This is a genomic window from Streptomyces sp. NBC_01750 (assembly GCF_035918095.1).
GTDB lineage: Bacteria > Actinomycetota > Actinomycetes > Streptomycetales > Streptomycetaceae > Streptomyces.
The window spans coordinates 1,449,964-1,476,378 of record NZ_CP109137.1 but is presented as its reverse complement, the minus strand read 5'-3'; the positions used below and the strand labels follow the sequence as shown (position 1 = coordinate 1,476,378).

At 69.7% G+C, this 26,415-nt stretch carries 26 protein-coding genes, 3 pseudogenes and 1 riboswitch; of the genes and pseudogenes, 19 read left to right on the top strand and 10 right to left on the bottom strand.

Annotated features, from left to right (window positions below):
• Positions 1-115: 115 nt before the first annotated feature.
• Both OG966_RS06545 and OG966_RS06540 read left to right on the top strand, forming a co-directional pair.
• Positions 116-685, top strand: a complete 570-nt coding sequence (locus OG966_RS06545) for a MerR family transcriptional regulator (protein WP_389183412.1) — start codon at positions 116-118, stop codon at positions 683-685.
• A 38-nt stretch (positions 686-723) separates the two neighbouring features.
• A pseudogene (locus tag OG966_RS06540) lies at positions 724-2,190 on the top strand (DNA polymerase IV); the annotation flags it as partial.
• Here the strand turns inward: OG966_RS06540 and OG966_RS06535 are convergent.
• On the bottom strand, positions 2,121-2,567 hold the full coding sequence (locus OG966_RS06535; protein WP_406733941.1) for a PRC-barrel domain-containing protein: 447 nt from the start codon (positions 2,565-2,567) through the stop codon (positions 2,121-2,123). The pseudogene OG966_RS06540 and the gene OG966_RS06535 sit on opposite strands and share 70 nt — an antisense overlap.
• 102 nt (positions 2,568-2,669) lie before the next feature.
• Positions 2,670-2,767: riboswitch (glycine riboswitch) on the top strand.
• A gap of 177 nt (positions 2,768-2,944) precedes the next feature.
• Here OG966_RS06535 and gcvP point away from each other — a divergent pair.
• A complete protein-coding gene (gene gcvP, locus OG966_RS06530; protein ID WP_326648483.1) occupies positions 2,945-5,830 on the top strand; it encodes an aminomethyl-transferring glycine dehydrogenase in 2,886 nt (961 codons plus the stop codon).
• Positions 5,831-5,904: 74 nt separating this feature from the next.
• Here gcvP and OG966_RS06525 read toward each other — a convergent pair whose 3' ends face one another.
• A complete protein-coding gene (locus OG966_RS06525; protein WP_326648482.1) occupies positions 5,905-6,111 on the bottom strand; it encodes a DUF5999 family protein in 207 nt (68 codons plus the stop codon).
• A gap of 286 nt (positions 6,112-6,397) precedes the next feature.
• Positions 6,398-6,985 (bottom strand): hypothetical protein, encoded by a 588-nt coding sequence (locus tag OG966_RS06520; RefSeq protein ID WP_326648481.1) that lies wholly within the window; start codon positions 6,983-6,985, stop codon positions 6,398-6,400.
• 482 nt (positions 6,986-7,467) lie between these two features.
• Here OG966_RS06520 and OG966_RS06515 point away from each other — a divergent pair, with 482 nt between their 5' ends.
• Together OG966_RS06515 and OG966_RS06510 are read left to right on the top strand one after the other, a co-directional pair.
• Positions 7,468-8,979, top strand: coding sequence for a glutamate-cysteine ligase family protein (locus OG966_RS06515; RefSeq protein WP_326648480.1), 1,512 nt, complete (start codon positions 7,468-7,470; stop codon positions 8,977-8,979).
• 506 nt (positions 8,980-9,485) lie between these two features.
• Positions 9,486-10,286 (top strand): CPBP family intramembrane glutamic endopeptidase, encoded by an 801-nt coding sequence (locus tag OG966_RS06510; protein WP_326648478.1) that lies wholly within the window; start codon positions 9,486-9,488, stop codon positions 10,284-10,286.
• 90 nt (positions 10,287-10,376) lie between these two features.
• On the opposite strand, the gene OG966_RS06505 is transcribed toward OG966_RS06510, so the two are convergent.
• Complete coding sequence (locus tag OG966_RS06505; RefSeq protein WP_326648477.1) at positions 10,377-11,198, bottom strand: PhzF family phenazine biosynthesis protein; 822 nt, start codon at positions 11,196-11,198, stop codon at positions 10,377-10,379.
• Between the two features lie 138 nt (positions 11,199-11,336).
• Between OG966_RS06505 and OG966_RS06500 the strand changes: the two genes are divergently transcribed.
• The gene (locus tag OG966_RS06500; protein WP_326648476.1) at positions 11,337-11,945 is read left to right on the top strand and encodes a PadR family transcriptional regulator; all 609 of its coding nucleotides are present in this window, start codon (positions 11,337-11,339) and stop codon (positions 11,943-11,945) included.
• Positions 11,946-12,004: 59 nt separating this feature from the next.
• Here OG966_RS06500 and OG966_RS06495 read toward each other — a convergent pair whose 3' ends face one another.
• Entirely contained in the window at positions 12,005-12,433 is a 429-nt protein-coding gene (locus OG966_RS06495; protein ID WP_326648475.1) for a type II toxin-antitoxin system Rv0910 family toxin, read from the bottom strand.
• Between the two features lie 252 nt (positions 12,434-12,685).
• Here OG966_RS06495 and OG966_RS06490 point away from each other — a divergent pair, with 252 nt between their 5' ends.
• From OG966_RS06490 to OG966_RS06480, 3 genes are all read left to right on the top strand, one after another.
• Positions 12,686-13,237, top strand: coding sequence for a Clp protease N-terminal domain-containing protein (locus tag OG966_RS06490; RefSeq protein WP_326648473.1), 552 nt, complete (start codon positions 12,686-12,688; stop codon positions 13,235-13,237).
• Positions 13,238-13,268: 31 nt separating this feature from the next.
• Positions 13,269-14,273, top strand: a complete 1,005-nt coding sequence (locus tag OG966_RS06485; RefSeq protein ID WP_326648472.1) for an EamA family transporter — start codon at positions 13,269-13,271, stop codon at positions 14,271-14,273.
• Positions 14,274-14,479: 206 nt separating this feature from the next.
• Positions 14,480-15,433 (top strand): DMT family transporter, encoded by a 954-nt coding sequence (locus OG966_RS06480; RefSeq protein WP_326648471.1) that lies wholly within the window; start codon positions 14,480-14,482, stop codon positions 15,431-15,433.
• A 76-nt stretch (positions 15,434-15,509) separates the two neighbouring features.
• Here OG966_RS06480 and OG966_RS06475 read toward each other — a convergent pair whose 3' ends face one another.
• Positions 15,510-16,178, bottom strand: coding sequence for a pyridoxamine 5'-phosphate oxidase family protein (locus tag OG966_RS06475; RefSeq protein ID WP_326648470.1), 669 nt, complete (start codon positions 16,176-16,178; stop codon positions 15,510-15,512).
• A gap of 23 nt (positions 16,179-16,201) precedes the next feature.
• Between OG966_RS06475 and OG966_RS06470 the strand changes: the two genes are divergently transcribed.
• On the top strand, positions 16,202-17,533 hold the full coding sequence (locus tag OG966_RS06470) for an aminotransferase class I/II-fold pyridoxal phosphate-dependent enzyme (RefSeq protein WP_326648469.1): 1,332 nt from the start codon (positions 16,202-16,204) through the stop codon (positions 17,531-17,533).
• Here the strand turns inward: OG966_RS06470 and OG966_RS06465 are convergent.
• Positions 17,524-17,760 (bottom strand): annotated as a pseudogene (locus tag OG966_RS06465) (EamA family transporter); the annotation flags it as partial. The gene OG966_RS06470 and the pseudogene OG966_RS06465 overlap by 10 nt on opposite strands.
• On the opposite strand from OG966_RS06465, the pseudogene OG966_RS06460 reads away from it, so the two are divergent.
• Positions 17,761-17,921: pseudogene (locus tag OG966_RS06460) on the top strand (LysR family transcriptional regulator); the annotation flags it as partial.
• Between the two features lie 41 nt (positions 17,922-17,962).
• Here the strand turns inward: OG966_RS06460 and OG966_RS06455 are convergent.
• On the bottom strand, positions 17,963-18,430 hold the full coding sequence (locus tag OG966_RS06455; RefSeq protein WP_326648468.1) for a pyridoxamine 5'-phosphate oxidase family protein: 468 nt from the start codon (positions 18,428-18,430) through the stop codon (positions 17,963-17,965).
• 152 nt (positions 18,431-18,582) lie between these two features.
• On the opposite strand from OG966_RS06455, the gene OG966_RS06450 reads away from it, so the two are divergent.
• Positions 18,583-19,233: a cysteine hydrolase gene (locus tag OG966_RS06450; RefSeq protein ID WP_326648467.1), complete on the top strand. Its 651-nt coding sequence runs from the start codon at positions 18,583-18,585 to the stop codon at positions 19,231-19,233.
• Here the strand turns inward: OG966_RS06450 and OG966_RS06445 are convergent.
• Positions 19,220-19,669 (bottom strand): Rieske (2Fe-2S) protein, encoded by a 450-nt coding sequence (locus OG966_RS06445; RefSeq protein ID WP_326648466.1) that lies wholly within the window; start codon positions 19,667-19,669, stop codon positions 19,220-19,222. The genes OG966_RS06450 and OG966_RS06445 overlap by 14 nt on opposite strands.
• 215 nt (positions 19,670-19,884) lie before the next feature.
• Here OG966_RS06445 and OG966_RS06440 point away from each other — a divergent pair, with 215 nt between their 5' ends.
• From OG966_RS06440 to OG966_RS06410, 7 genes are all read left to right on the top strand, one after another.
• Positions 19,885-20,736: a HipA family kinase gene (locus OG966_RS06440; protein WP_326648465.1), complete on the top strand. Its 852-nt coding sequence runs from the start codon at positions 19,885-19,887 to the stop codon at positions 20,734-20,736.
• Complete coding sequence (locus OG966_RS06435) at positions 20,733-21,116, top strand: DUF3037 domain-containing protein (protein WP_326648464.1); 384 nt, start codon at positions 20,733-20,735, stop codon at positions 21,114-21,116. The genes OG966_RS06440 and OG966_RS06435 overlap by 4 nt, the downstream gene beginning before the upstream one ends.
• Before the next feature lie 187 nt (positions 21,117-21,303).
• Positions 21,304-22,065, top strand: coding sequence for a 3-oxoacyl-ACP reductase FabG (gene fabG, locus OG966_RS06430; protein ID WP_326648463.1), 762 nt, complete (start codon positions 21,304-21,306; stop codon positions 22,063-22,065).
• A gap of 17 nt (positions 22,066-22,082) precedes the next feature.
• Positions 22,083-22,844 carry an SDR family oxidoreductase gene (locus OG966_RS06425; RefSeq protein ID WP_326648462.1) on the top strand — a complete coding sequence of 254 codons (762 nt, stop codon included), beginning with the start codon at positions 22,083-22,085 and terminating at the stop codon, positions 22,842-22,844.
• Positions 22,845-22,971: 127 nt separating this feature from the next.
• Entirely contained in the window at positions 22,972-24,552 is a 1,581-nt protein-coding gene (locus OG966_RS06420; RefSeq protein WP_326648461.1) for an ABC transporter substrate-binding protein, read from the top strand.
• A 68-nt stretch (positions 24,553-24,620) separates the two neighbouring features.
• The gene (locus OG966_RS06415; RefSeq protein WP_326648460.1) at positions 24,621-25,304 is read left to right on the top strand and encodes a uracil-DNA glycosylase; all 684 of its coding nucleotides are present in this window, start codon (positions 24,621-24,623) and stop codon (positions 25,302-25,304) included.
• Between the two features lie 148 nt (positions 25,305-25,452).
• Positions 25,453-25,926, top strand: coding sequence for a hypothetical protein (locus OG966_RS06410; RefSeq protein WP_326648459.1), 474 nt, complete (start codon positions 25,453-25,455; stop codon positions 25,924-25,926).
• Between the two features lie 3 nt (positions 25,927-25,929).
• Here OG966_RS06410 and OG966_RS06405 read toward each other — a convergent pair whose 3' ends face one another.
• On the bottom strand, positions 25,930-26,364 hold the full coding sequence (locus OG966_RS06405; protein WP_326648457.1) for a hypothetical protein: 435 nt from the start codon (positions 26,362-26,364) through the stop codon (positions 25,930-25,932).
• Between the last annotated feature and the right edge of the window lie 51 nt (positions 26,365-26,415).

The following is a 26,415-nucleotide window of genomic DNA, read 5'->3' as shown; positions in this document are numbered from 1 at the left end:
GCACGGGAAACCACTCTCAAGGTGATTATCACTCGGCGTGCCGAGTGTGGCGATCGTTGACGCACCCCGGGCGACTGCCTACCGTCGAGATGGCAGGTCAAGGACGGAGGTCGGCGTGAGCAGCAGCGGCGACGGTACGGCGGCGGGCGGGCCGTATCCGCTTCACGACAGTGCGGCCGACCTCTCTACGGAGACGATCGGCTACCGCGGGCCCACCGCGTGTGCGGCGGCGGGTATCACCTATCGGCAGCTCGACTACTGGGCGCGTACGGGCCTGGTCGAGCCCAGTGTGCGGTCGGCGTACGGCTCCGGAACCCAACGGCTCTACAGCTTCCGCGACGTGGTCGTTCTCAAGATCGTCAAGCGTTTCCTGGACACCGGCGTCGCGCTGCAGAACATTCGTGCCGCGGTGCAGCATCTGAGAGCCCGCGGCTTCACGGATCTCGAGCGTATGACGCTGATGAGCGACGGCGCGACGGTCTACGAGTGCTCCTCGCCCGACGAGGTGGTCGATCTGCTGCAGGGCGGCCAGGGCGTCTTCGGGATCGCCGTGGGCGTGGTCTGGCGGGATGTCGAGGCCGCGCTCTCGCAACTGCACGGCGAGCGGGTCGACACCGGCGAGACCCTGGTCGGGAACAATCCCGCCGACGAGCTGGCCAGGCGCAGGCGCGACCGGGCCGTCTGAAGCGCCCGTTGTCAGTGGTGTAGGGCAGCATCGGAGATGTGAGAACCGCGCCGACGATTCTGCATCTGGACATGGATGCCTTCTTCGCCGCCGCCGAACAGGCGGCGAAGCCGAGTCTGCGCGGGAAGCCGGTGGTGGTCGGCGGGCTCGGGCCGCGCGGAGTCGTCGCCACCGCCTCGTACGAGGCCAGACGGTTCGGCGTGCACTCCGCGATGCCGATGGCGCAGGCCAGGCGGCTGGCGCCGAACGCCGCGTATCTCGTGCCGCGCTTCTCCCTCTACCGGGCGGTCAGCGAGCAGGTGATGGAACTGCTTGGCAGACTCTCGCCGCTGGTGGAGCCGCTGAGCCTCGACGAGGCCTTCGTGGACCTGGAGGCGGGCGGCTCGGCCGACGACTCGGCGTCGGCCAGGGCGACCGGTGAGCGGCTGCGCGCCGATATCCGAGCGGTCACGGGGCTCACCGGTTCGGTCGGGCTCGCGGGGTCCAAGATGCTGGCCAAGATCGCCTCCGAGCAGGCGAAGCCCGACGGTCTGGTCCTCATAGAGCCCGGCACGGAGCGAGAGCTGCTCGGGCCGATGTCCGTGCGTACGCTGCCCGGGGTCGGGCCGGCGACCGGGGAGCATCTGCGGCGGGCCGGAATGACAACCGTGGCCGATCTGGCGGAGGCGGGCGAGGACGAGCTCGTACGTCTACTGGGCAAGGCACACGGAGCCTCGCTGTTCCGGATGGCGGTGGGGCACGACGACCGGCCGGTGGTGGCCGAGAGGGACGCGAAGTCGGTGTCGGTGGAGGACACCTTCGATGTGGATCTGCACGACCGGGTACGGGTGCGGATCGAGGTGGAGCGGCTCGCCGAGCGGTGTGTGCAGCGGCTGCGGTCGTCCGGGCACTCGGGGCGGACCATCGTGCTGAAGGTGCGGCGGTACGACTTCTCGACCCTGACGCGCTCCGAGACGCTGCGCGGGCCGACGGACGACCCCGCGGTGGTGCGGGAGGCCGCCGGGCGGCTGCTGGAGGCTGTGGACACCACGGGCGGGGTTCGGCTGCTGGGAGTGGGCGTGACCGGGCTCGCGGACTACACGCAGGAGGATCTGTTCGCCCAGGCCGCAGCCGGTGAGCAGGCCGAGGCCGGGGAGCCGGACGGCGGTCCGGAGCCGCACGAGGCCGGCGAACGGGCCGGCGAAGGGGCCGGCACCGCGGGGGCGGAACACCAGCCGCCCGCCGAGCGGCGCTGGCCGGCCGGGCATGACGTACGGCATGCCGAGTACGGGGCAGGGTGGGTGCAGGGCAGCGGGGTGGGGCGGGTCACGGTGCGGTTCGAGGAGCCGTGGTCGCGGCGGCCGGGGCGGGTGCGCACCTTCATGGTCGACGACCCGGACCTGGAGCCGGGCGATCCGCTACCGCTGGTGGCACCGCCCGCGACAGCGGACGCCGCTCAGTCCTCCCGGCCCGCCAGCCGGCCGAAGTCCCGGTCGGGTCGGGAGCCGGGGCCGGAGCCGGAGTCCCCGTCGGACGGGCCGGAGGGGTCGGAGGACGCGGCGGGCGTCTCGGGAGCTTCGGGGAGTTCGAGTCCGTAGTGGTGGTAGAGCTGGAGCTCCTGCTCGGGGGAGAGATGGCGGCCGACACCGAAGTCGGGGGCATCCTTGATCAGCGCGCGCTCGTACGGGACGTGCAGGGTGTCTTTGACGACCTTGCTGGGCTCGAGCGGGACGAAGGCGTCCCGGCTGAAGAGGCCCGTGCGCACGGCCGCCCACTCGGGCGCCCCTGTCGCATCGTCCAGATACACCTCGTCCACAGTCCCGATTTTGGTGCCGTGGCTGTCGAACGCCTTGCGGCCGATCAGGCTGCGCGGATCGATATCGGTCTGCACGGTCCCTCCAATAGGTCGCAACGGGTGTTTAAATACTACAAAAGTGCACATCGGAGGTATCGGCCACTCGAGCGATCGACGACGAGGCGCGCTGGTACGCTGGCTAACGGCTGCTGACCCCGTGCGGGAGAGTCCTCCGGTGAAAGTACCGGCGGCGCCGAAGGAGCAAATCCTCCCCGGAATCTCTCAGGCCCCTGTACCGCACGGACGAGGTCACTCTGGAAAGCAGGGCGGGCGTCGGACGGCATCCGCTCTCACCGACGGTGAAAGTCGGCGTGCCCTGTGCGCGTCGGTGAAGCTCTCAGGTTGAGATGACAGAGGGGGAGGCCGTCCGGGCATCCGCGCCGTGGTGCCCCTCGTAGGTCGTGTCTGACCAGGAGGCCTCCTTAATGACCGCCAACCGCATTCCGCTCTCCCAACTGGAGCGAGGCACCCCCTTCGAGCAGCGCCACATCGGGCCCGACGCCGGGGCTCAGGCCAAGATGCTCGCGCAGGTGGGCTACGGCTCGCTCGACGAGCTGACCTCCGCCGCGGTGCCCGATGTGATCAAGAGCGCCGAGGCGCTGAACCTCCCGGGCGCCCGCACCGAAGCCGACGTTCTCGCCGAGCTGCGCACCCTCGCCGACCGCAATCAGGTGCTGGCGCCGATGATCGGCCTCGGCTACTACGGCACCTTCACGCCGCCGGTCATCCTGCGCAATGTCATGGAGAGCCCGGCCTGGTACACCGCGTACACGCCGTACCAGCCGGAGATCTCGCAGGGCCGGCTCGAGGCACTGCTGAACTTCCAGACGATGGTGGCCGATCTGACCGGCCTGCCCACCTCCGGCGCATCGCTGCTCGACGAGGCCACCGCCGCCGCGGAGGCCATGTCGCTGGCCCGCCGCGTCGGCAAGGTCAAGGACGGCGTCTTCCTGGTCGACGCCGACGCACTGCCCCAGACCCTCGCGGTGATCCGGACCCGCGCCGAGCCGACCGGTGTCGAGGTCGTCACGGCGGATCTGAGTGAGGGCATTCCGGCCGAGATCGCCGAGCGCGGCGTCTTCGGCGTACTGCTGCAGTACCCGGGTGCCTCCGGTGCCGTACGGGACATCAAGCCCGTCGTCGAGCAGGCGCACGAGCTCGGCGCGATTGTCACGGTCGCCGCCGATTTGCTGGCCCTGACCCTGCTCACGTCGCCCGGTGAACTGGGTGCCGACATCGCCGTCGGCACCACCCAGCGCTTCGGTGTCCCGATGGGCTTCGGCGGTCCGCACGCCGGCTACATGGCGGTACGTGACAAGTTCGCCCGCAGCCTGCCGGGGCGCCTCGTCGGCGTCTCCGTGGACGCGGACGGCAACAAGGCCTACCGGCTCGCGCTGCAGACTCGTGAGCAGCACATCCGCCGGGAGAAGGCCACCAGCAACATCTGCACCGCGCAGGTGTTGCTCGCCGTCATGGCGGGGATGTACGCGGTCTACCACGGTCCCGAGGGCCTGCGGTCGATCGCACAGCGCACCCACCGCTATGCCGCGCTGCTCGAGGCGGGACTGCGGGCCGGCGGTGTGGACGTCGTACACGGTTCCTACTTCGACACGGTGACCGCCCGGGTGCCGGGCAGGGCCGCCGAGGTCGTCGCCGCCGCACGCGAGGGCGGAGTGAACCTGCACCTCGTCGACGCCGACCAGGTCTCCATCTCCTGCGACGAGACAACCGGTCGTGAGCAGCTGTCCGCCGTCTGGTCCGCCTTCGGTGTCGAGGGCGACATCGAGGCGCTCGACGCGACCACCGCGGAAACGTTGCCCCAGGCCCTGCTGAGGACCGACGACTACCTCACGCACCCCGTCTTCCACGAGCACCGTTCCGAGACCGCGATGCTGCGCTACCTGCGCAGGCTCGCCGACCGTGACTACGCCCTGGACCGCGGCATGATCCCGCTCGGCTCCTGCACCATGAAGCTGAACGCGACCACCGAGATGGAGCCGGTGACCTGGCCGGAGTTCGGGCAGATGCACCCCTTCGCGCCGGTCGAGCAGGCCGCCGGGTATCTCACGCTCATCCATGAGCTGGAGGAGCGCCTCGCCGAGGTCACCGGGTACGACGCGGTGTCCATCCAGCCCAACGCCGGTTCGCAGGGCGAGCTCGCGGGCCTGCTCGCCGTACGCGCGTACCACCGCGCCAACGGCGACGCCCAGCGCACCATCTGCCTCATCCCCTCCTCCGCGCACGGCACCAACGCCGCCAGCGCCGTGATGGCGGGCATGAAGGTCGTCGTGGTGAAGACCGCCGACGACGGCGAGGTGGACATCGAGGACCTCCGCGCCAAGATCGAGCAGTACCGCGACGAGCTGTCCGTGCTGATGATCACGTACCCGTCCACGCACGGTGTGTTTGAGGAGCACGTCGCCGACATCTGCGCGCAGGTGCACGACGCCGGCGGCCAGGTGTACGTCGACGGCGCCAACCTCAACGCGCTGGTGGGTCTCGCCAAGCCGGGCAAGTTCGGCGGCGACGTCTCGCACCTCAATCTGCACAAGACCTTCTGCATCCCGCACGGCGGCGGCGGTCCGGGCGTCGGCCCGGTCGGGGTACGGGCGCACCTCGCCCCCTACCTCCCGAACCACCCGCTCCAGCCGACCGCGGGACCGGAGACGGGCGTAGGGCCGATCTCGGCCGCGCCGTGGGGCTCGGCAGGCATCCTGCCGATCTCCTGGGCGTACGTACGTCTGATGGGTGGCGAAGGCCTCAAGCGCGCGACGCAGGTCGCCGTGCTCGCGGCCAACTACATCGCCAAGCGCCTTGAGCCGCACTACCCGGTGCTCTACACGGGTCCGGCCGGCCTGGTCGCGCACGAGTGCATCGTGGACCTGCGGCCGCTGTCGAAGGCGACCGGCGTCAGCGTCGACGACATCGCCAAGCGTCTGATCGACTACGGCTTCCACGCGCCGACGATGTCCTTCCCGGTGGCCGGCACACTGATGATCGAGCCCACCGAGAGTGAGGACCTGAACGAGATCGACCGCTTCTGTGCCGCGATGATCGCGATCCGCGGCGAGATCGAGAAGGTCGCGTCCGGCGAGTGGCCCGCGCAGGACAATCCGCTGAGCAACGCCCCGCACACGGCGGCGGCGCTCGGCGGGGAGTGGGAGCACGCCTACAGCCGGGACGAGGCCGTCTTCCCGGCCGGAGTGAGCGCCGCGGACAAGTACTGGCCGCCGGTGCGCAGGATCGACGGTGCGTTCGGCGACCGTAACCTCGTCTGCTCCTGCCCGCCGCTGGACGAGTACGACAACTGACGCGGGGAGCGCATGCATCGGGGCCGGTGCGGAGAGAAGTCTCCGGCCGGCCCCCTTGTCGTACCGACGGCGCCTCAGGCGGCCGTCATCACCTGCCCGGTCTCCCGTGCCCGGTGCGGAGCGATGATCTGCCCGTCGGGCAGAAGCTCACCGGTGTCCTCGAAGAGCAGGACGCCGTTGCACAGCAGGCTCCAGCCCTGCTCCGGGTGGTGCGCCACGAGTCGGGCCGCTTCCCGGTCGGCTGAGTCGGATGTAGGGCAGAGTGGCTGGTGCTGGCACATGGGTGGGTTCTCTCGCTGCGTTGTAGTGAGTGTCCTGCGGCTTGATGAGGTGTTCATGGCCGCCCCCCGTATCTGTCGGTCGGCTCCCAGTGTTGCCCCACGGGCGTCAATCCGCAGGGATTTCGCGGCAGCTCTTCTTACTGGTTAATGACGTATCACCCAGGCGGACGGTTCAGCTCAACTCCACTGTCCTTTCGGGTGGTTCAGGGGGGCCGGTATGGGCTAGTCCGGATGGAGCAGACGTGCGCCCCGCGACCGGCTGGTCACGGGGCGCGACGTGCGGTTTTCAGGCGGGTGAGCCGAGCAGCGGGGCAGGCGCAAGCCGCAGTGTCATCACCGGCAGCAGATCGGCGACGCGGTGCGGACGGTGCGCCGCGATGCCGGGTGGCGCCGGAGCCAGCGGTACCAGTACGTCCGTCGGCCGGGGGGTGCCGGCCGAGGCGTCGGCGTCCGTGTCGCCGTGCAGCCAGAGGGTGAGCATGTAGAGCTCCGGAATGGACAGCAGGCGCGGCTGGAAAGGGGTGTGCATCGACTCGGCCTGGCGCAGCGCCCGTTCGGTGGAGCTGAGGTAGGGGCCTTCGAAGAAGTGCGAGAAGGCCCAGCCGTCGGGGGTGAGCATCGTTTCCGCAGCGGCCACGGCTCGTTCGCCGCTGCGGATCAGGAAGCGCCAGCCGGCGAGGCGGGTGTAGGGGGCGCCGCCGCTCGGCACGATCTGGTCCAGTACGTGGACGGGTAGCGGGAGTTCGGGGCTCAGCGGGCCCTGGGCGGACCTGAGAGCGGGTGTGCGAGCTTCGCGGACGGCGGTGGGAGAACCGAGCGCCGTGAGGACGGTGCGCAGGGCAGGCGCGGGAGCCGGGGGGACATGCAGCGGCATGGTGGGTCGCCTCTCACTTCGGAGACACGTTGGAGCGTGGGCAGGTGCGGACGGCACTGTCAGCGTGCGGGGCCAGAGGGGGGCCGGAAAGGCCACCGGGCGCCAACTCTCTACCTCGTTTGCCGAGTTTATACGACACGTGTTCTCGCAGTGTTTCTGCTAGCGGTCGCACGTATTTCCGGCAAGGTGGTATCAGGCCCTTCTCCGGCGGCCTTTCTACCGATATTTCGTGAAGGCGGGGCCGCGGCCTGGGATTTTCTCTTCGGCGCGGACGGCTGGAACCGGTCGGTGTTTTTCACCAGGCATCGGGCAGTGGTAACTGCGTACTGCACCATGCCTAAGGAATGTGCCACTGGAGCCTCTGCCCACACTACCGGTCGCGCGCTGAGCGCGGGGCGTTATAGATCAGTCAGTCTGGGCATTATCGTCGGTGAGGCGAGCGGTCGATGCTCTGTGGTGCCCACTCGAGGAGGGACGCTTCGATGGGGGAGAAGGTCGTGGCAGGCGGAGCGGACCTGTCCGATCGGCAAAGGTACCGGAGGAAGCTGCAGCAGTGCCTCGCGGGACTGGGGCGGCTGCTGGCCGAGAAGAGGTTCGACCGGCCCAAAAATCTCATGGGTCTGGAGATCGAGCTGAATCTCGCAGGTGCCGACGGGCTGCCGCGGATGATGAATAAGGAAGTCCTGGAGCGTATCGCGAGCCATGATTTCCAGACCGAGCTCGGGATGTTCAACCTGGAAGTAAATATCGTTCCGCACCGGCTGGCCGGGCGCGTGCTCGATCAACTCGCCGAGGAGCTGCGCACCGGCCTTGGATATGCCCACCGAAAAGCGAACGAGGTCGGCGCGGGGATCGTGATGATCGGAATTCTTCCGACGCTCGCCCAGCACGACCTGGTCTCCGCGAACCTCTCGGACGTCGACCGGTACACGCTGCTCAACGACCAGATCGTCGCCGCACGCGGCGAGGACTTCGCGCTCGAGATAGAGGGCGTGGAGCGGCTGAGCTGTACCTCGACGTCGATCGCTCCCGAAGCCGCCTGCACCTCCGTGCAACTGCACCTCCAGGTGACACCCGGACGCTTCGCCGATGTGTGGAACGCCGCGCAGGCGGTGGCCGCGGTACAGGTCGCGGTCGGCGCCAACTCGCCCTTCCTGTTCGGCAAGGAGCTGTGGCGCGAGTCGCGGCCACCGCTGTTCCAGCAGGCCACCGACACCCGCCCGCCCGAGCTCCAGGCCCAGGGCGTACGGCCCCGGACCTGGTTCGGCGAGCGGTGGGTGGACTCCGCGTACGACCTCTTCGCGGAGAATCTGCGCTACTTCCCGGCGCTGCTGCCGATCTGCGACGACGAGGACCCGCTGCGGGTGCTCGACGACGGCGGTGTGCCCGGGCTGCAGGAACTCGTCCTGCACAACGGCACGGTCTACCGCTGGAACCGGCCGGTGTACGGAGTCGCCGACGGCGTACCGCATCTGCGGGTGGAGAACCGCGTGCTGCCCGCCGGCCCCACGGTCACCGATGTCATCGCCAATGTCGCCTTCTACTACGGGCTGGTGCGCGCGCTCGCCGAGGAGGCCAGGCCGGTGTGGACCCGGCTGCCCTTCGCCGTCGCGGCCGAGAACTTCGACACCGCGTGCCACCACGGCATCGACGCGGAGCTTCTGTGGCCGCGTCCCGGCCGAGGCGGCGGTATCACACGGGTGCCGGCCGTCAAGCTCATACGCGACGAACTGCTGCCGCTCGCCGCGGCGGGGCTCGACGCATGGCATGTGGAGCCCGCGGACCGCGACTTCTACCTCGGCGTCATCGAGGAGCGGTGCCGACGGCGTGTGAACGGGGCTTCGTGGCAGGCGGATACCTACCACCGGGCGCTGGAGGCCGGGCTGGAGCGGGATGCCGCCCTCGCCGCGACCACCCGCCGCTACTGCGAGCTGATGCACGAGGGCGAGCCGGTGCATACCTGGCCGGTCGGCTTCCCCGGCCCTCACTCCTGAGCGGCTCGTCCCGTCTGCCCGACCGCGACGATCACCGTGAGGATCACGGCCTGGATCACGGCCTGGATCTCGGCGGGGTCGCTCACCTGGTGCGCCCGCCGCCCGCTGCCCGCTGCCCTGGCGATCTGGCGATCTGGTAGACCTCCTGCCGGCCGGTGCCGGGCCGACGGTGATGGCGATCATAGGCACCGGGCGCTCGGGTCCGTGAGCTCCTTCAGCCGGGTGATCAGCCGCGCCGCGCGACGACGAGCATCGTGGCGATGGCGACCGTGCGGTGGCGTACGCGTGGTCGGGACCTGCCTACGTCCGTCGTGTCGTCGTCGGGCAAGCTGTGACGTCCCATGCGGTGGCGCCCCTCCTTGGACGGTGAACTGAGGAAAAGGGGACCGGCGTCATCTCAGTGCCGCTCGTCCCCCAGCCTGTCGCACGCGAATTTCGCACCTGCTTTCGAGACCCTGGCGGGGCGAGGATGGGGATGAGACGGGATTACTCAACTGGAGGCAGGCGTGCAGGCGGAGGCGGGACGCGTGGCTGATTCTCTTCCTCAAGAGGGCATGTCGCGGAGGATCTTGCGGTCCGAGACGCTCCTTGTACTGGCCCTCTCGCTGGGCGCGAGCGGAGTGTCGTCGCTGATCAGCTTTATCGGATCGGTGACGAAACCGGGCGGACTCAAGGACCAGGCGGCGACGCTGAACAAGTCGTACGCACCCGGGCGGCCGTGGCTCGATCTCACCTGGCAGCTCTTCGATATCGCGACGGCGCTGGTGCCTGTCCTGCTCGTCGCGCATCTGCTGCTGCGGGAGGGCGCCGGTCTGCGCTCGATCGGCTTCGACCGGACCAGACCCTGGTCCGACCTGGGGCGGGGCGCGCTGATCGCGGCGGGCATCGGCAGCGCCGGGCTGGCGTTCTACCTTGTGGCGCGCGCCGCCGGGTTCAACCTCACCGTGGTGCCCGAAGCGCTGCCCGAGGTGTGGTGGAAGTACCCGGTGCTGATCCTCTCGGCGATCCAGAACTCCGTACTGGAGGAAGTGATCGTCGTCGGGTATCTGCTGCGCAGACTCGGGCAGTTGGGCTGGACACCGATGGCCGCGCTGGTGGCGAGTTCGGTGCTGCGCGGCTCGTACCACCTCTACCAGGGCATCGGCGGCTTCGTCGGCAACATGGTGATGGGTGTGGTGTTTGTGCTGCTCTACCGGCGGTGGGGCCGGGTCGGGCCGCTGGTGGTGGCACATGCGCTGCTGGACATCGTGGCCTTCGTCGGCTACGGGCTGCTGGCCGGGAAGGTGGGGTGGCTGCCCACTCCGTGACCGGGGGCGGGCTCAAGGGGCATACGGCGAGTGCCTGTACGCCCCTTTCCCGTACGCCCCTTGGTGTGCGCGGCCCGGCGTATGCCGGTGTCAGGGTGCGGTGAGCAGTTCGCCGTCGATGACGGTCACGGCCCGGCCGGTCAGCAGGGTGCGGTCGCCGCGCAGGGAGGTGCGGACCAGGCCGGAGCGGGCGGAGGCCTGGAGGCCGGTCAGTTCGCCGCGGCCGAGGCGCGCCGACCAGAACGGCGCGAGGGCCGTGTGCGCGCTGCCGGTCACCGGGTCTTCGTCGATGCCGACCCGCGGGAAGAATCCGCGCGAGACGAAGTCGTAGCCGGAGGCAGGGTCCTCGGCGGCGGCCGTGGCGATGATGCCGCGCTCCGAGTGCGCCACGAGAGCGGGGAAGTCCGGCGTCAGCGTGCGCACGGTCCGCTCGTCGGCCAGCTCGACCACCAGATCGCCGATGTGCGCGCCCGTGTCATGGACGGAGATCACCTTCGCGCCCAGGGCGTCGGCGACGCCGTCCGGGATGTCGACCGGGGTGAGCGGGGACGTGGGGAAGTCGAGGGTGAGCGTGCCGTCCTCGTGGGCGGTGGCGGACAGGATGCCGCAGCGCGCGGCGAAGCGCACCGTTCCGCTCGCGGTGCCCGTGGTGTGCAGGACATGCGCGGTGGCCAGCGTGGCATGTCCGCACATGCTGACCTCGGCGGCCGGTGTGAACCAGCGCAGCGCCCAGTCGGCCTCGCCGCCCAAGGGGAGGGGATGGGCGAAGGCGGTCTCCGAAAGGTTCACCTCCCTCGCCACCTGCTGGAGCCAGGAGTCGGCGGGGAAGCGGTCGGAGTCCAGCAGCAGGACTCCGGCGGGGTTTCCGGCGAAGGGACGGTCGGTGAAAGCGTCGACGATTCGAATCCGCATGCCGTGACCGTAGGGGCTGGGCAAAGTCGCAGGCCAAGGCCAATTCGGGGTTGTTGGACCGATTGGGCGTTGCCAGGCGATGCATTCCGATATATCGTTGACGCATCGCGACAGATCAACGATGGAAGGAGCGTAGCGATGCGTTCACATGGACACGGTCAAGGGCACGAACACGGGCATGGGCACTGCGGGCCCGGCCATCAGGGTCGGGGCGACTTCGAGGGGCGGCGCGCGGCATTCGGTCCGTTCGGGCCGCCGTTCGGTGGGCCTTTCGGGGGCGGACGCGGTCGTGGCGGTGGCCGGGGGAGGGCGCGGCGGGGTGACGTGCGTGCTTCGATCCTGGCGCTGCTGAAGGACCGGCCGATGCACGGTTACGAGATGATCCAGGAGATCGGCGAGCGCAGCGGCGGGGCCTGGCGGCCCAGCCCCGGCTCGGTCTACCCGACGCTCCAGCTGCTTGAGGACGAAGGTCTGATCACCAGTGCGAGCGACGGCGGCAAGAAGCTGTTCACGCTCACCGACTCGGGGCGTACCGAGGCCGAATCGGGGCCGGAGGCTCCGTGGGAAGAGGCTGGGCGCGGAGTCGACTGGGAAACGGTCAACGAGATCCGGCAGGCCGGGTTCGGCCTGATGGAGGCGTTCGGCCAGGTCTGGAAGACCGGCACCACCGAGCAGCGGCAGAAGGCCGTCGCCGTCATCAATGAAGCCCGTAAGAAGCTCTATCTGATCCTCGCCGGCGAGCACTGACTCGTTGGCGCGAGAAGGGCCCCGCGCAGTCGCGCGGGGCCCTTCCCGCGCGTCCGGTGTCAGGCCATCAGTCCGCCCAGCTTTCGCAGCGATTCGTTCAGCGCGGCGGTCGCCGAGTCCTTGAGCTTGCCGGCCATCAGCGACACGGCGGCGCCGGTGAACTCTCCGTCGATCCGGACCTGCGTCGCGTCTCCGTCAGGGGTGAGCGTGTAGCGGTTGCCGACACTGACGCCCATCGGTCCCTTGCCCCTGATCCCCAGCACCCGGCCGGCCTCGAACTCGTCCACGGTCCAGGCCACCTCGGCGGGAAAGCCCATGAGCTTCATGTTCTCCTCGTACGTGGCTCCCAGTTCCAGCGTCGCCGGGCCGCCCTGGGGGAAGCTGGTGTGGGTGGCGTTCCACTGGCCGTAGGCGGTGAAGTCCGTCAGCTGGGCCCAGACCTTCTCGGCCGGCGCTTCGATGCGGGCCTCGGCACTGACTTCGGCCATACGACCACCCCTTCTCGTCGGGTTACGGTGTCGCGGAACGTAGCCGTACCTGTCCGAACATTCAATACTGATGAATAGTCAGATCGTCTCGACCGGTCGGAATGGCAAGGCGGCGCGCGGACTTCGAGGAGAACTGTCTCAATCTCATCCGTAAGGAGGAGAAACCGGTCGTGCGTGCCCAACTTCTGCGGGATGTGCGAATGGGACCCGGCGGGGACGCTCGAGCCCTGGCGAAGTGATGGGGTGGGAGACGTGCACAGCCCTACCCCGCGGGTGCCCCGGCAGCCGACCGCCATCCGTACAGAGACCGACGCCAGACTCACCGCGGAGCTGGCCCTGGTGGTAGCGGGTGCGCGCAGAAGGGCGCTGCGCGACGGCGACCGGCAGATCGACACGGCCCATCTCCTGCACTCGCTGATCGAGTCGGTCCCCGAGGTGCGGACCGTCGTCGGCGACGGGCCGCAGGTCGCGCGGGTGCTCGGCTATCTCGTCCAGCGGAGTATCGGCTACGGCCTGCGCTGGCAGGGTTCGGTGGAGGATTCCGGCACGGTTGCCGTTGTGCGGGATGCGGATGCGGATGCGGATGCCTCGGGGTGGTCGCCGTCGGCGGTCACCGCCATGGAGGGCGCGCTGGAGCGGGCCCGGCTGCGCGGCGACGCACAGGCCGGCGGCATTGATCTGCTCGCCTGTCTCGCCGCGGATCGCGAGAGCAGGGCGGTGGAGGTGCTCGGGCGGGCCGGGGTGGACGCGGCGCTGCTGGCCGGGCGGATAGCCGAGATGTCTCGACATGTGTCACAGGGATGACGGTGCTGACTCGCGCTGACATGATGTGCCGATGCACGCGCCTTTGGGAAAGAGCGCCGGCCTGGGACTCGCCCTGGGCTCGGCGTTCGCATTCGGTGGATCAGGTGTCGCGGCCAAGCCGCTGATCGAAGCGGGTCTCGACCCGCTGCATGTGGTGTGGTTGCGCGTGGCCGGTTCCGCGCTGATCATGCTGCCGGTCGCCTGGCGCCACCGTGACCTGGTGCTGCGCAGGCCGGCGCTGCTGGTCGGCTTCGGGCTCCTCGCCGTCGCGGGTGTACAGGCCTGCTACTTCGCGGCGATCTCCCGGATCCCGGTCGGTGTCGCGCTGCTCGTCGAATACCTCGCACCCGCGCTCGTCCTCGGCTGGGTCCGCTTCGTCCAGCGCCGGCCCGTCACCCGGGCCGCGGCGGTCGGTGTGGTCCTCGCCGTCGGCGGTCTCGCCTGTGTCGTGGAGGTGTGGGCGGGGCTCACCTTCGACGCCTTCGGGCTGATGCTCGCGCTGGCCGCGGCATGCTGCCAGGTCGGCTACTTCGTCCTCGCGGACCAGGGCAGCGATGGGGACGACCCGGCGGATCCGCTGGGTGTGATCGCGTACGGACTGCTCATCGGCACGGTGGTGCTGACCGCTGTGGCGCGGCCGTGGGGCATGGACTGGTCGCTGCTGGGCGGCCGCGCCGACGTCGGCGGTACGCAGGTGCCCGCGGTGCTGCTGCTCGGCTGGGTCGTACTGATCGCCACGGTGGTCGCGTACGTCACCGGAGTCATCTCGGTGCGCAAGCTGTCGCCACAGGTGGCGGGCGTAGTGGCGTGCCTGGAGGCGGTCATCGCGACCGTGCTGGCGTGGGTGCTGCTGCGGGAGCATCTGTCGGCGCCGCAGATCATCGGTGGCGCGCTGGTCCTGGTGGGGGCGTTCATCGCGCAGTCGCAGGCACCGAAGGCGCCGTCGCGGCCGGTGGCGGGCGGTGGGCCGGAAGACGGGCCGGCCCGGTCGGCCGGGGCCGGGGCGGAGTTGTCGGTCCCGCACGGGGCGACGTAGGGTGGCGATCATGCATTCGACCGTACTTCCGCCGCCTGCCGCATAGCGCGGGCGGCAGTTCTCTGACGAAGACCGGGCTCGGGGTGTCCCCGAGCGGTTTGTCGCTGCCCGCGTGACGTAGCGAAGCGACCACCATCCCGTTCTTCACACGGAGAAGTCACGTGTCGGATCTTTCCACCCCTCTTGCTTCCGCTTCCGCTGCCGGCGTGCCCTCGCCCGTCGGGCGGAGCCTCCTCTATCTGATCGTCGCCGGAGTGGCGTGGGGGACCGCCGGCGCGGCCGCCTCGCTGGTCTTCCAGGTGAGCGACATGGGTCCGCTGGCGCTGTCGTTCTGGCGCTGCGCGGGCGGACTGGTGCTGTTGCTCGGCGCGCTGGTATGGCGGTCGCGCCGGGCCACGGCCGGTGCCGCTGCCGGGAGTCCCGCGGAACCGCGGCGCCGACGGCTGCTTCGGATTCTCGCTACGGGTATCGGGCTCACCGTCTTCCAGAGCGCCTACTTCGCGGCCGTCCAGGCGACGGGCCTCGCGGTGGGCACTGTCGTCACGCTGGGCGCGGGCCCCGTGCTCATCGCGGTGGGCGCGCGGCTGACGATGGGGGAGCGGCTCGGGCGGGGCGGCGTCATCGCCGTCACCGGGGCGCTGGTGGGCCTGATGGTCCTGGTGCTGGGCGGAGAGGGTGGGACGGTGCGACCGGTGGGGATCGCGCTCGCGGTTCTCGCGGCCGCCGGGTATGCGGCGATCACACTGCTGACGCGGTGGCTCGGCCGTGACGGCGGCGGCGATTCGCTCTCCACGACGGCGTGGGCTTTCGCTATCGGGTCGGTGGGGCTGCTGCCGATGGCGATCGCAGAAGGGCTGCTGCCGCACACGGCCGAACTGGGGCGTGTGGTGTGGCTGCTGGCGTACGTGGCGGCGGTGCCGACGGCTCTTGCGTACGCGCTCTACTTCGCGGGGGCGGCCGCCGTCCGGGCCGCGACGGTTTCGGTGATCATGCTGCTGGAGCCGGTGAGCGCGGCGGTCATCGCGGTGACGGCGCTGGACGAGCAGCTCACGGCGGCGACGGTGGTGGGGACCTTGTTGCTGCTGGCGGCGGTGGCGGGGCTCGCGGTGGCGGAGGCGCGGGTCGCGGTGGTACGGAGAAGGACGGCGGTGCCGGCATAGCGGCCGGTGCGGGGTGCGGGGTGAGGAGGCAAGCACCCCTGCACCGTGCACCTCGCATGCCGACCGAGCCTGCCCGTCAGCGTGCCGTGAGGTACTCCGGGACCGCGATCGAGCCGTCGAGATCCCGCGCCGGGATCGGGGTGCCGTACGTGGTGAGCAGCGGGACCACTCCCGTCCAGTGAGGGAGCGTCGCGTCCTCCGGATCGTCGTTCGGGCCGCCGGTGCGGATCTTGGCGGAGACCTCCGTCAGGTCCAGGCGCAGAACCGCCGTAGCCGCGAGCTCCTTCGCGTTCGCCGGGCGCGAGTCGAGTGAGCGTCCCGCCACGACGTGGTCCACCAGGGCGTCCAGGGCAGAGCGCTTCTCCTCGGGGTCGGTGACCTGGTGGGCCGTACCGTGGACCACGACCGAGCGGTAGTTGAGCGAGTGGTGGAACGCGGAGCGGGCGAGGACCAGGCCGTCGACATGGGTGACCGTGAGGCAGACGGCGAGGCCCGGGTCGGCCTCGCCCGCCATGCGCAGCGGCCGCGAACCCGTCGAGCCGTGGACGTACAGGTGATCGTCGACCCGGGCGTACAGCGTCGGCAGGACGACGGGCGCGCAGTCGCGTACGAAGCCGAGATGGCAGACGTATCCCTCGTCGAGTATCGAGTGGACCAGCTCATGGTCGTACGCGGCCCGCTCCCGGGCACGGGTGGGGACGGTGCGATCGGTCGGCTCGTAGGCGTCCGGCATTGCGTACTCCATTGCACTAGTGCATAATCCTCTTTGTGCTAGGAGAGTATCGGATCGTTGGCAGGCGTGCATCGGAGATTGCCGCGAGCGTCGAGCGCGCGGTCGGCGCGGGTGAACTGGAACCGGGGCAACTGCTGCCACCCATGAGAGAGTTGGCGTCCGAACTCGGCGTCAACCCGAACACGGTCGCGTCCGCGTACCGGACCCTGCGCGACCGGGGAGTGATCGAGACCTCGGGACGCAAGGGCAGTCGGGTCCGCCCGCGGCCGGCCAGCACGTCGCGCGGAACGATCAGGGTCGAGGCGCCACCGGGCGTACGGGACCTGGGCCAGGGGAATCCCGACCCCGCGCTGCTGCCACCACTGCACGACGCGCTCGCCGCCGCGGCCCGGCGCAATGCGGAGGAGCCCGGACTGTACGGACAGGCGCCCGTCGACGCGGATTTCGCCCGCCTCGCGCGAGCCGCAATGGACGACGACGGCGTGCCCGACGGGCAGGTCGCCGTCACCTCCGGATCGCTCGACGCCATCGAGCGCGTCCTCGCCGCGCATCTGAGGCCCGGTGACGCGGTCGCCGTCGAGGACCCCGGCTGGGGAAGCCTGCTGGACCTGGTGCCGGCGCTGGGGCTGAAGCCCGTGCCGGTGGCGCTCGACGACGACGGGCCGCTGGCGAGCGAGGTCGAGAAGGCGCTGACCGCCGGGGCCAGGGCGCTGATCGTCACCGACCGGGCGCAGAACCCGACCGGCGCCGTGGTGAGCGCGGAGCGCGCGCGTGAACTGCGGGCCGTACTCGCCCGGTTCCCCCGGACCCTGCTCATCGAGGACGACCACGGCCACGCCATCGTCGATCTGCCGCTGCACCCTCTCGCCGGAGTGACGGACAGCTGGGCCCTCGTACGCTCCACGGCCAAGGCCTACGGCCCTGATCTGCGTGTCGCCGTGCTGACCGGCGATGCCGTCACGGTCGACCGGGTCATGGGACGGCAGCGGCTCGGACCCGGCTGGGTCAGCAGGCTGCTGCAACGCGCGGTCGTACACCTGTGGACGTCGCACGCGGTGGATTCGCATGCCGTCGCGCGCTCGTACGGGGAACGGCGTGACGCGCTCGTACGGGCGCTCGCGGAGCGGGGGATCGAGGCTCATGGGCGCAGCGGGATGAATGTCTGGGTGCCCGTCCCGGACGAGACCGGGGCGGCGGCGCGTCTGCTCCATGCCGGCTGGGCCGTCGCGCCGGGGGCACGGTTCAGGATGGCGGCGCCTCCCGCCGTGCGGATCACCGTCTCGGGCCTGACGATGGACGACATCGGGCCGGTCGTCGACGCGGTGGCGTCGGCGACCGGCCCGGCGCCCGCCCGCAGTTACGGCTGAGCTGCAGGTGCGGGCGCCTTGGGGCGGCTCTGGGTGAGCGCCGCGCCCGCGAGGACGATCAGCGCGTCCACCAGTGTGTTCCGGCCCAACTGCTCGTCCAGGACCGCGACGCCGGCCGCGGTGGCGCTGACCGGGATGAAGCAGGTGACCATCTGCGCGGTCGCCGGGCCGACTTCGGCGACCAGGCCGTACCGGAGGAGCAGCGCGAAGCCGGTACCCAGCGCACCGTCACACCCGGGCTCGGACGCGACCGGGTGCCCGAGGGCGTACGGATGGTGCCCGTACGGCAGCGGATGCGCAGGCACATCACGCGGTGTGGCGGACCGACGCGGACCGCCGCCCCTCGATCCGGGCCGCGGTCGAGGCGCTGCGCGAGGCCGCCGTTCGGCCGGATCCGAGGGATCCGGCGGATCGGCCGCGTGAGGCAGGTCAGAGGGCTGACAGCTTCCTGAAGTCCCAGGACGCGATCGTGTCGGGAGTCAGCCGCAGCCAGGCGTGCCTGCCGTCGTGCGGCATCTCGTCCATGCCGAAGTTCTTCCGCGCGAACAGCCTTTCGGGCACGTCCAGTTCGGAGCACGGCTCACCGGTGCGCGGGGCCTCGCCCACGAAGACGGCGGTGCCGGAGAGCTCGACGCCGCGCAGTTCGCCGTACTCCTCGCCGTCGTCGACCACGACGGCGAGCCTCGGATCGTGCCGCAGCTCGGCCCAGCGGCGGCTGCGCGTGATGGAGTACAGCCACAGCGAGGTCCCGTCCCAGGCGAACCACAGTGCGCTGACATGCGGACGGCCGTCCGCGGAGACGGTGGCCACCCGGCAGGTGCGCTGCTCGGCCAGGAACTCGTCCAGCTCGCCGGGCGTCATCATGATGCGACGGCCCCGGCGTTGTGTGACGGCCATGTGCGGCCCCTCCCTGTAACTGACCAAGTGTCAGGAATCATGGGGGCTCTTCCTTCATCACGCAATGGTGGCTACTCTCGCCGCGCTGACTCAGTGGCGTCTCGGCGGCAGGCCCGGTGACGGTCCGGGTCCCGGTGACACGAGGGGGAGCTGTGCCGACCTTCGAACAGCTGGCGGAGCAGCTCGACCCGACCAGCACGGCGCTGCTCACCGTCGAGTGCCAGCAGGGTGTCGTGGGCAAGGACAGCGCCCTGCCCGAACTCGCCGCCGAGGCCCGCTCGTCCGGCGCGCTCCACAACGTGGCACGTCTGGTCGCGGGCGCTCATGAAGCGGGCGTACAGGTGCTGCACGCCGTCGCCGAGCGGCGCCCCGACGGCCGAGGCGCCAACCACAACGCCCGGCTCTTCCGGGCTGCCGGGCGGCTGCCCGTCCAGCAGCACACGGGCTCGACGGCCGTCCGTATCGCCGCGCCGATCGAAGTCGCCGACGAAGACCTCGTCGTACGGAGACTGCACGGCCTGTCACCCATCGCGGGCACCGACGTCGACGCCCTGCTGCGCAACCTCGGCTGCCGCAGCCTGCTGATCACAGGGGTCTCGGCGAACATCGCCATCCCCAACGCCGTCTTCGACGCCGTCAACCTCGGCTATGCGGCGGTCGTTCCGGGCGACGCCATCGCGGGGGTCCCCTCCGACTACACCCCCGCGATGATCCGTAACACGCTCGCGCTCGTTGCCACGATCACCACCACCGACGATGTGCTCGCCTGCTGGAAACGGCCGCGCCGCGTCAGGCGAGCTTGATCGAGCCTCCGTCGACCGTGATCGACGCGGTGGGCAGCGCAGTAGTGGCCGGCCCGGTCTTGACGCTGCCGTCCGACGCGTCGAACTGGCTGCCGTGGCACGGGCAGTGGATGACGCCGTTGGATACGTCCTTCACCGCGCAGCCCTGGTGAGTGCACTTGGACGAGAACGCCTTGAACTCGCCCGGCTTCGGCTGAGTGACCACCACATTGCCGATGACCTTGCCGCCGCCCTCGGGGATGTCCGTGGTCTTGGCGAGCACCTTGCCGACGGCGTCCCCGCCTGCGTCCCCGCCGGCCGGCTGCGCGCCCACCGTCTGCCCGCCGTCGTCCGAGCCGCCGCACGCGGTCAGCGCGACGGCGAGGCCGGCTCCGCCCACCGCGGCGACGACGGTACGGCGTGCGACGATCCGCGCGGGTCCCTGCGATCCGGTCATGCCGGCTCCCTTTCGACGGCCGGCCCCTCGTCGGCCGGTTCTTGACGTTGTACGCGACGGAGAGCTGCAATGTTCATTCTCAAGGAATTCTTGGAGGAAGCCGACCGCGAATGACAGAAGTCCGGCAACCGTGTCCTCCTGAGTGACCGGACGGCTCCCTCCGGAGAGCGGGAATACGGAGTGATCACCGGAACTGCCCCACGTACTGTGGGGCAATGCTTTCCGAAGTCACAGCGACCCGCTACGTCACGCCCTTGCGTGAAGGCGGCTCGCTCCCGGGGATCGTCGAGGCCGACGATCTCGGAACGTACGTCATGAAGTTCACCGGCGCGGGACAGGGCCGCAAGACGCTCGTCGCCGAGGTCATCTGCGGACAGCTGGGCCGCAGGCTCGGGCTGCGCGTGCCCGAGCTGGTCAGTATCCAGCTGGACCCGGTCATCGGACTCGGCGAGCCCGACCAGGAGGTGCAGGAGCTGCTGAAGGCGAGCGGCGGGCTGAACCTCGGGATGGACTTCCTGCCCGGTTCGCTCGGCTTCGATCCGCTCGCCTACGAGGTGGACGCGACCGAAGCCGGCAAAGTCGTCTGGTTCGACGCGCTGATCAACAACGTCGACCGCTCGTGGCGCAACCCCAACATGCTGGTGTGGCACGGCGACCTGTGGCTCATCGACCACGGCGCCACCATGATCTGGCACCACAACTGGCCGGGCGCCCAGGCCTCCGCGGCCAAGGCCTACGACGCCTCGGACCATGCTCTCGCTCCGTTCCGCCCCGACATCGCGTCGGCCGCCGCCGAACTCGCGCCGCTCGTCACCGAGGAGCTCCTCACCGGGATCGCCGCCGAGGTCCCCGACGAATGGCTGGTCGACGAGCCGGGCTTTGAGTCCACCGGCGCGCTGCGCCGTGCCTATGTCGAGGCGCTGCTGCCGCGCGCCGCGACGATCCACACGCGCATCAGCCTGGATGCTCCGGCCAGGGAGAGGCCCTCGCAGGCCCCGGGCTGGCTGACGGATCACCTCACGCCGTGGCCGCACGCCACCAAGAAGGACCGGGGCGGCGCCAAGTGAGTGACCGCGATGTCTTCGAGTACGCGCTGCTGCGCGTGGTCCCGCGGGTCGAGCGCGGCGAATGCTTCAACGCGGGTGTGGTGGTCTACTGCCGGGCCAAGTCCTTCGTGGCCGCCCGCACCCATCTGGACGAGGCGAAACTCAAGGCGCTGGATCCGCGCGCCGATGTCATCGGTGTGCGTGCCGCACTCCACGCCGTCGAGGGCGTCTGCCGCGGCGGCGAGGACGCGGGCCAAGCCGCGCGTGACGACGCCGGACGCCGCTTCCGGTGGCTGATCGCGCCGCGCTCCACCGTCGTACAGCCGGGCCCGGTCCACACCGGACTGACCGCCGATCCGGAGGCCGAGGTGGAGCGGCTGCTCGACCTGCTGGTGCGCTGACGGTGCGCCGATGGGGTGCTGAGGAAGGGCTCGCGGGGATGTGACATGCGCCGTTGATCCCCGGCGCCGTTGACACCGCGTGCCAGGGCTTCTAGCGTCTCGACTGCTGAAGGTACTAAGCGGTTGCTCAGCGATCGAGAGCCGACGGCAGAGGGTTTCCAGAGTTTCCAGGGCGAGGAGAACCAGCATGTCCACCACCGAGCAGCGCGTCGCCGTCGTGACCGGGGGCGCGCGCGGCATTGGCGCCGCCACCGCGGTACGACTGGCGGCGGAAGGCCGCGCCGTAGCCGTGCTCGACCTCGACGAGGCCGCCTGCAAGGACACCGTCGAGAAGATCACCGCGGCGGGCGGCAAGGCCCTCGCGATCGGCTGCGACGTGTCCGACAGCGCCCAGGTGGAGGCCGCCGTGGCGCGCGTCGCCGCCGAACTCGGCGCGCCCACGATCCTCGTCAACAACGCGGGTGTGCTGCGCGACAACCTGCTCTTCAAGATGAGCGAGTCCGACTGGGACATCGTGATGAACGTGCACCTCAAGGGCGCGTTCCTGATGGCCAAGGCCTGTCAGAAGCACATGGTGGACGCCGGATTCGGCCGCATCGTCTCGCTCTCCTCCAGCTCGGCGCTCGGCAACCGGGGCCAGGCCAACTACTCCGCCGTCAAGGCCGGTCTGCAGGGCCTGACCAAGACTCTCGCCAAGGAGCTCGGCAAGTTCGGCATCACCGCCAACGCCGTCGCCCCCGGATTCATCGTCACCGAGATGACGGCTCAGACGGCCGCGCGCATCGGCATGGGCTTCGAGGAGTTCCAGGCCGCCGCCGCCACCCAGATCCCGGTCCAGCGTGTCGGATGGCCCGAGGACATCGCCAACGCCATCGCCTTCTTCACGGGCGAGGAGGCCGGCTTTGTCTCCGGCCAGGTCATGTACGTGGCCGGCGGACCGCTCAACTGAATCGGGAGACGACGAACATGACCGCAGAGGTACAGGACAGCGGAAAGGTCGCCCTGGTCACGGGCGCGAGCCGCGGTATTGGTTACGGCATCGCGGAGGCGCTCGTCGCCCGTGGCGACCGGGTGTGCATCACCGGTCGGGGTGAGGACGCGCTCAAGGAGGCCGTGGAGCAGCTCGGCTCGGACCGGGTGATCGGCGTCGCGGGCAAGGCCCATGACGAGGCCCATCAGGCGGCCGCCGTCGAGCGCACCATGGAGGCGTTCGGCCGCGTCGACTTCCTGGTCAACAACGCCGGCACGAATCCGGTCTTCGGCCCGATCGCCGAACTCGACCTGAATGTGGCGCGCAAGGTCTTCGAGACCAATGTGATCTCGGCGCTCGGCTTCGCGCAGCAGACCTGGAAGGCCTGGCAGAAGGAGAACGGCGGCGCGATCGTGAACATCGCCTCGATCGCCGGCGTCTCCGCCTCGCCCTTCATCGGCGCGTACGGCATGAGCAAGGCGGCCATGGTCAATCTGACCCTGCAGCTCGCGCACGAGTTCGCCCCGGCCGTGCGGGTCAACGCGATCGCACCCGCAGTGATCAAGACCAAGTTCGCCCAGGCGCTCTATGAGGGACGTGAGGCCGAGGCGGCCGCGGCCTATCCGCTGGGGCGGCTCGGAGTGCCTGAGGACATCGGCGGAGCGGCCGCGTTTCTCACTTCCGAGCAGTCGGGCTGGATCACGGGGCAGACACTGGTGGTCGATGGGGGTATCTTCCTGAATGCCGGTGTGCACTGACGCACACAGAGGCGCACTGAGCCGGTTTGTTCCTGATTGAGCCAAGTGCCCCGCCGGGCCACCAGGTTGACCCGGCGGGGCGCTGCGGTATGGTCGGCCGACCCATGGCTGAACGAGGAGCGTGCACGTGTTCTACCGGACCTGTCTGCAGGCCGCTGCAGCCCTAGCGTCCATATCTCTGCTGGCCGGATGCAGCCTGTTTTCGGGTGAGAGCACCGAGCGCGAGCAGAAGATTACGGTCGGTACGATGAGTGAGCCCACCACCCTCGATCCGGCCGCAGCCTGGGACGGCTCATGGGAATTGCTGAGTAATGTCTTCCAGACGCTGGTGAGCTTCCCGTCCGGCAGCGCGGCGCCGCAGCCCGATGCCGCGGAATCCTGCCGCTTCACCGACTCCAGCAACAAGCTCTTCGAGTGCGAGCTGAAGCCTGACCTCGCCTTCTCCAACGGCGACAAGCTCGACGCCGCGGCGGTCAAGTACTCCATCGAGCGGATCCAGAAGATCGATGCGAAGGGTGGCCCGAACGGTTTGCTCGGCTCGCTCGGCAGTGTCCAGACCGCCGGCGACCGCATCGTGAAGTTCAGCCTCAAGACGCCGGACGCCACGTTCCCGTTCATCCTGGCCACGCCCGCCATGTCGATCGTCCCGCCCAAGGAGTACCCGGCTGACAAGCTCCGCGAGGACGGCGGGCTGACCGGTTCGGGGCCGTATGTCCTGAGTTCGTACAAGAAGGGCGACCGGGCCGAGCTGACCAAGAACTCCAAGTACGTAGGGTTCGCCAAGCTCAAGAACGAAGCAGTCGACATCCGCTACTTCCAGGACTCCGACGTGATGGTCGGAGCCCTCAAGAAGAAGGAGATCGACGCGATCTACCGTGGTCTGACCGCGGCGGAAGTCGTCAAGTTCCAGTCGAAGCAGCCGGAGTACGACAGCCTCCAGCTCGTCGAGACGGTCGGCGCCGACATCCGCTACCTCGTCTTCAACTCCAAGGACCCCATGGCGGGCAAGCTCGCCGTACGCCGTGCGATCGCCCAGGTCGTCGACCGCGGCGCGCTGGTGGCCAAGGTCTACCAGGGCACGGCCGAGCCGCTGTACTCCATGGTCCCCAAGGGCATTTTCGGCCACACCACCGAGTTCTTCGACCGCTATGGCGAGCCGGATGTGGACAAGGCGCGGGCCATCCTCAAGAACGCCGGCATCACCACCCCGGTGCCGATGAAGTTCGGGTACTCCTCCGACCGTTACGGCTCCGCCTCCAAGCCCGAGTTCGAAGAGCTCAAGCGGCAGCTCGACTCCTCCGGCCTGTTCACGATAACGGTGGAGGGCAGGCCCGAGAAGGACTTCCAGAAGGCCTACAAGGCCGGCGAGTACCCCGCATTCGGACGCGGCTGGTTCCCCGACTTCCCGGACCCGGACAACTTTGTGGCGCCGTTCGTCGGCGAGAAGAACGCGCTCAGCATGCCGTACCAGAGCCCCGAGATCACCGACCAGCTGCTGCCCGCGTCCCGGCGCCAGAGCGACCGCGGTGCGGTCACCAAGCAGTTCGAGCGGGCACAGGAGATCATCGGCGACGATGTCCGGCTGCTGCCGCTGTGGCAGGGCAAGATGTACGTCGCCTCCAGCGAGGAGATCGGCGGCGGCGAACTCGCGATCAACCCGCAGACATTCATGCAGATGTGGCAGCTGTACCGCAAGGCCAGCTGGTAGACCCCGTTGTCAGTGGCCCCCAGTAGGTTCTGTGGTCAAGAACTGATCACATACCGGAGGTTGTTGACGTGACCGACACCGACATGCTGCCCGAGTCCTGGCGTGGCGTCCTCGACGAAGAGCTGCAGAAGCCCTACTTCAAGGAGCTCACGGAGTTCGTGGAGGAGGAGCGGGCGAAGGGGCCGGTCTACCCGCCGCGCGAAGAGGTGTTCGCCGCGCTCGACGCCACCCCGTACGAGCGGGTGAAGGTGTTGATCCTCGGCCAGGATCCGTACCACGGAGAAGGGCAGGGGCACGGCCTCTGCTTCTCCGTGCGGCCGGGTGTGAAGACCCCGCCCTCCCTGCGGAACATCTACAAGGAGATGAAGGAGGAGCTCGGCCACCCCATCCCGGACAACGGCTATCTGATGCCGTGGGCCGAGCAGGGTGTTCTCCTGCTCAACGCGGTGCTGACGGTGCGGGCCGGCGAGGCCAACTCGCACAAGGGCAAGGGGTGGGAGAAGGTGACGGACGCGGTGATCAGCGCCGTTGCCTCCCGGCCCGACCCGGCGGTGTTCGTCCTCTGGGGCAACTACGCGCAGAAGAAGCTGCCGCTGATCGACGAGGAGCGGCATGTGGTGGTGAAGGGTGCGCACCCCTCGCCTCTGTCCGCGAAGAAGTTCTTCGGCTCCCGTCCGTTCACGCAGATCAATGAGGCGGTCGCGGCCCAGGGGCACGAGCCCATCGACTGGCGGATCCCGGACCTCGGCTGAGCGTTCGCGCACCCGGCTGACAGGCTCGGGCAGCTGCCCGAGCCTGTGCGGCAATGTCCGTGGCGGCGGCTAGCGTCGTGATCCGCGGCGTCGGTATCAGCGGCTGACCCCGCGGGTCGCAATTCGCTGCACGGACGTGGGAGGCCAAGTGAGGGAGCAGCAGGAGGCATCGGGGGACGCCGTCATGACCCGGATCGGGCAAGTGATCATGCTGCTGCACGGCGGGGACCGCGAGGAGGCGCGCAATCGTTTCGGCGCGCTCTGGGCGGAGATCGGCGAGGACGGTGATCCACTCCACCGCTGTACGCTCGCGCACTACATGGCGGACACCCAGGACGACCCCGGCGACGAGCTCGCCTGGGACCTGCGGGCTCTGTCGGCGGCCGACGGCCTGAGCGAACAGCGGCTGGCCCAGCACCAGGAGACGCTCGCGGTGCGAGCCTTCTATCCCTCGCTGCATCTCAATCTCGCGGCCGACTATGTGAAGCTGCAGCGCCCGGAGGCGGCGCGGGTCCACCTCGACCGGGCGCGCTCGGCGACGGACGCCCTGGGGGACGACGGATACGGAAACGGCGTCCGTGCCGCTATCGACCGGCTGGAGCGCGGGTTGCGCGGCGAGTGAGACTCAATTCCCGTAGGCCTCGCGGCAGATCCGGGCCTCGAGGCTGTCGGGCGACAAGTGGGCGTAGTCCTCGCCCAGCGCACAGACGTCCGTCCGGGCGGCCGACGGTGCAGGTGGTACGGGTACGGGGGCGGGCGGCTTCGCGGTCCCGGGTTTCGCCGGTCGGGGCTCCGGCCGCTCGCGCGGCACATGTCCGGCGACGGGTGGCGGCGGGGGAGCGGTGCTCCCGGCCGGAGGCGTCGCGGCCGGAGACGGGGGCTCAAGGACCTCGCGGGCGGGGCCCTGCGCGATCTGCGCCTCCACGACGTGTGCCGGGCTGCCACTCGGCGGCGGTGGTGGAAGTGCGGGCGCGGGCCGCGGCTCGACGGCCACACAGCCGGTGACAGTCCAGGCGGCCACTGCTACCAGGACCTTTGCGGCGATTCTCGTTCGGTGCACCCGCGCAACTCTGCTGTGCGCGGGGGCACTTTCAAAGGCGGACCGGCACTC

Bases quoted from the DNA above. Each gene is read 5' to 3' on its own strand.
- OG966_RS06495 (WP_326648475.1), bottom strand. From the start codon at position 12,433: ATGGCCGAAGTCAGTGCCGAGGCCCGCATCGAAGCGCCGGCCGAGAAG.
- OG966_RS06425 (WP_326648462.1), top strand. From the start codon at position 22,083: ATGACCGCAGAGGTACAGGACAGCGGAAAGGTCGCCCTGGTCACGGGC.
- OG966_RS06440 (WP_326648465.1), top strand. From the start codon at position 19,885: ATGCTTTCCGAAGTCACAGCGACCCGCTACGTCACGCCCTTGCGTGAA.
- OG966_RS06500 (WP_326648476.1), top strand. From the start codon at position 11,337: ATGCGTTCACATGGACACGGTCAAGGGCACGAACACGGGCATGGGCAC.
- OG966_RS06525 (WP_326648482.1), bottom strand. From the start codon at position 6,111: ATGTGCCAGCACCAGCCACTCTGCCCTACATCCGACTCAGCCGACCGG.
- OG966_RS06475 (WP_326648470.1), bottom strand. From the start codon at position 16,178: ATGGAGTACGCAATGCCGGACGCCTACGAGCCGACCGATCGCACCGTC.
- OG966_RS06485 (WP_326648472.1), top strand. From the start codon at position 13,269: ATGCACGCGCCTTTGGGAAAGAGCGCCGGCCTGGGACTCGCCCTGGGC.
- OG966_RS06505 (WP_326648477.1), bottom strand. From the start codon at position 11,198: ATGCGGATTCGAATCGTCGACGCTTTCACCGACCGTCCCTTCGCCGGA.
- OG966_RS06445 (WP_326648466.1), bottom strand. From the start codon at position 19,669: ATGACCGGATCGCAGGGACCCGCGCGGATCGTCGCACGCCGTACCGTC.
- OG966_RS06520 (WP_326648481.1), bottom strand. From the start codon at position 6,985: ATGCCGCTGCATGTCCCCCCGGCTCCCGCGCCTGCCCTGCGCACCGTC.
- gcvP (WP_326648483.1), top strand. From the start codon at position 2,945: ATGACCGCCAACCGCATTCCGCTCTCCCAACTGGAGCGAGGCACCCCC.
- OG966_RS06515 (WP_326648480.1), top strand. From the start codon at position 7,468: ATGGGGGAGAAGGTCGTGGCAGGCGGAGCGGACCTGTCCGATCGGCAA.
- fabG (WP_326648463.1), top strand. From the start codon at position 21,304: ATGTCCACCACCGAGCAGCGCGTCGCCGTCGTGACCGGGGGCGCGCGC.
- OG966_RS06455 (WP_326648468.1), bottom strand. From the start codon at position 18,430: ATGGCCGTCACACAACGCCGGGGCCGTCGCATCATGATGACGCCCGGC.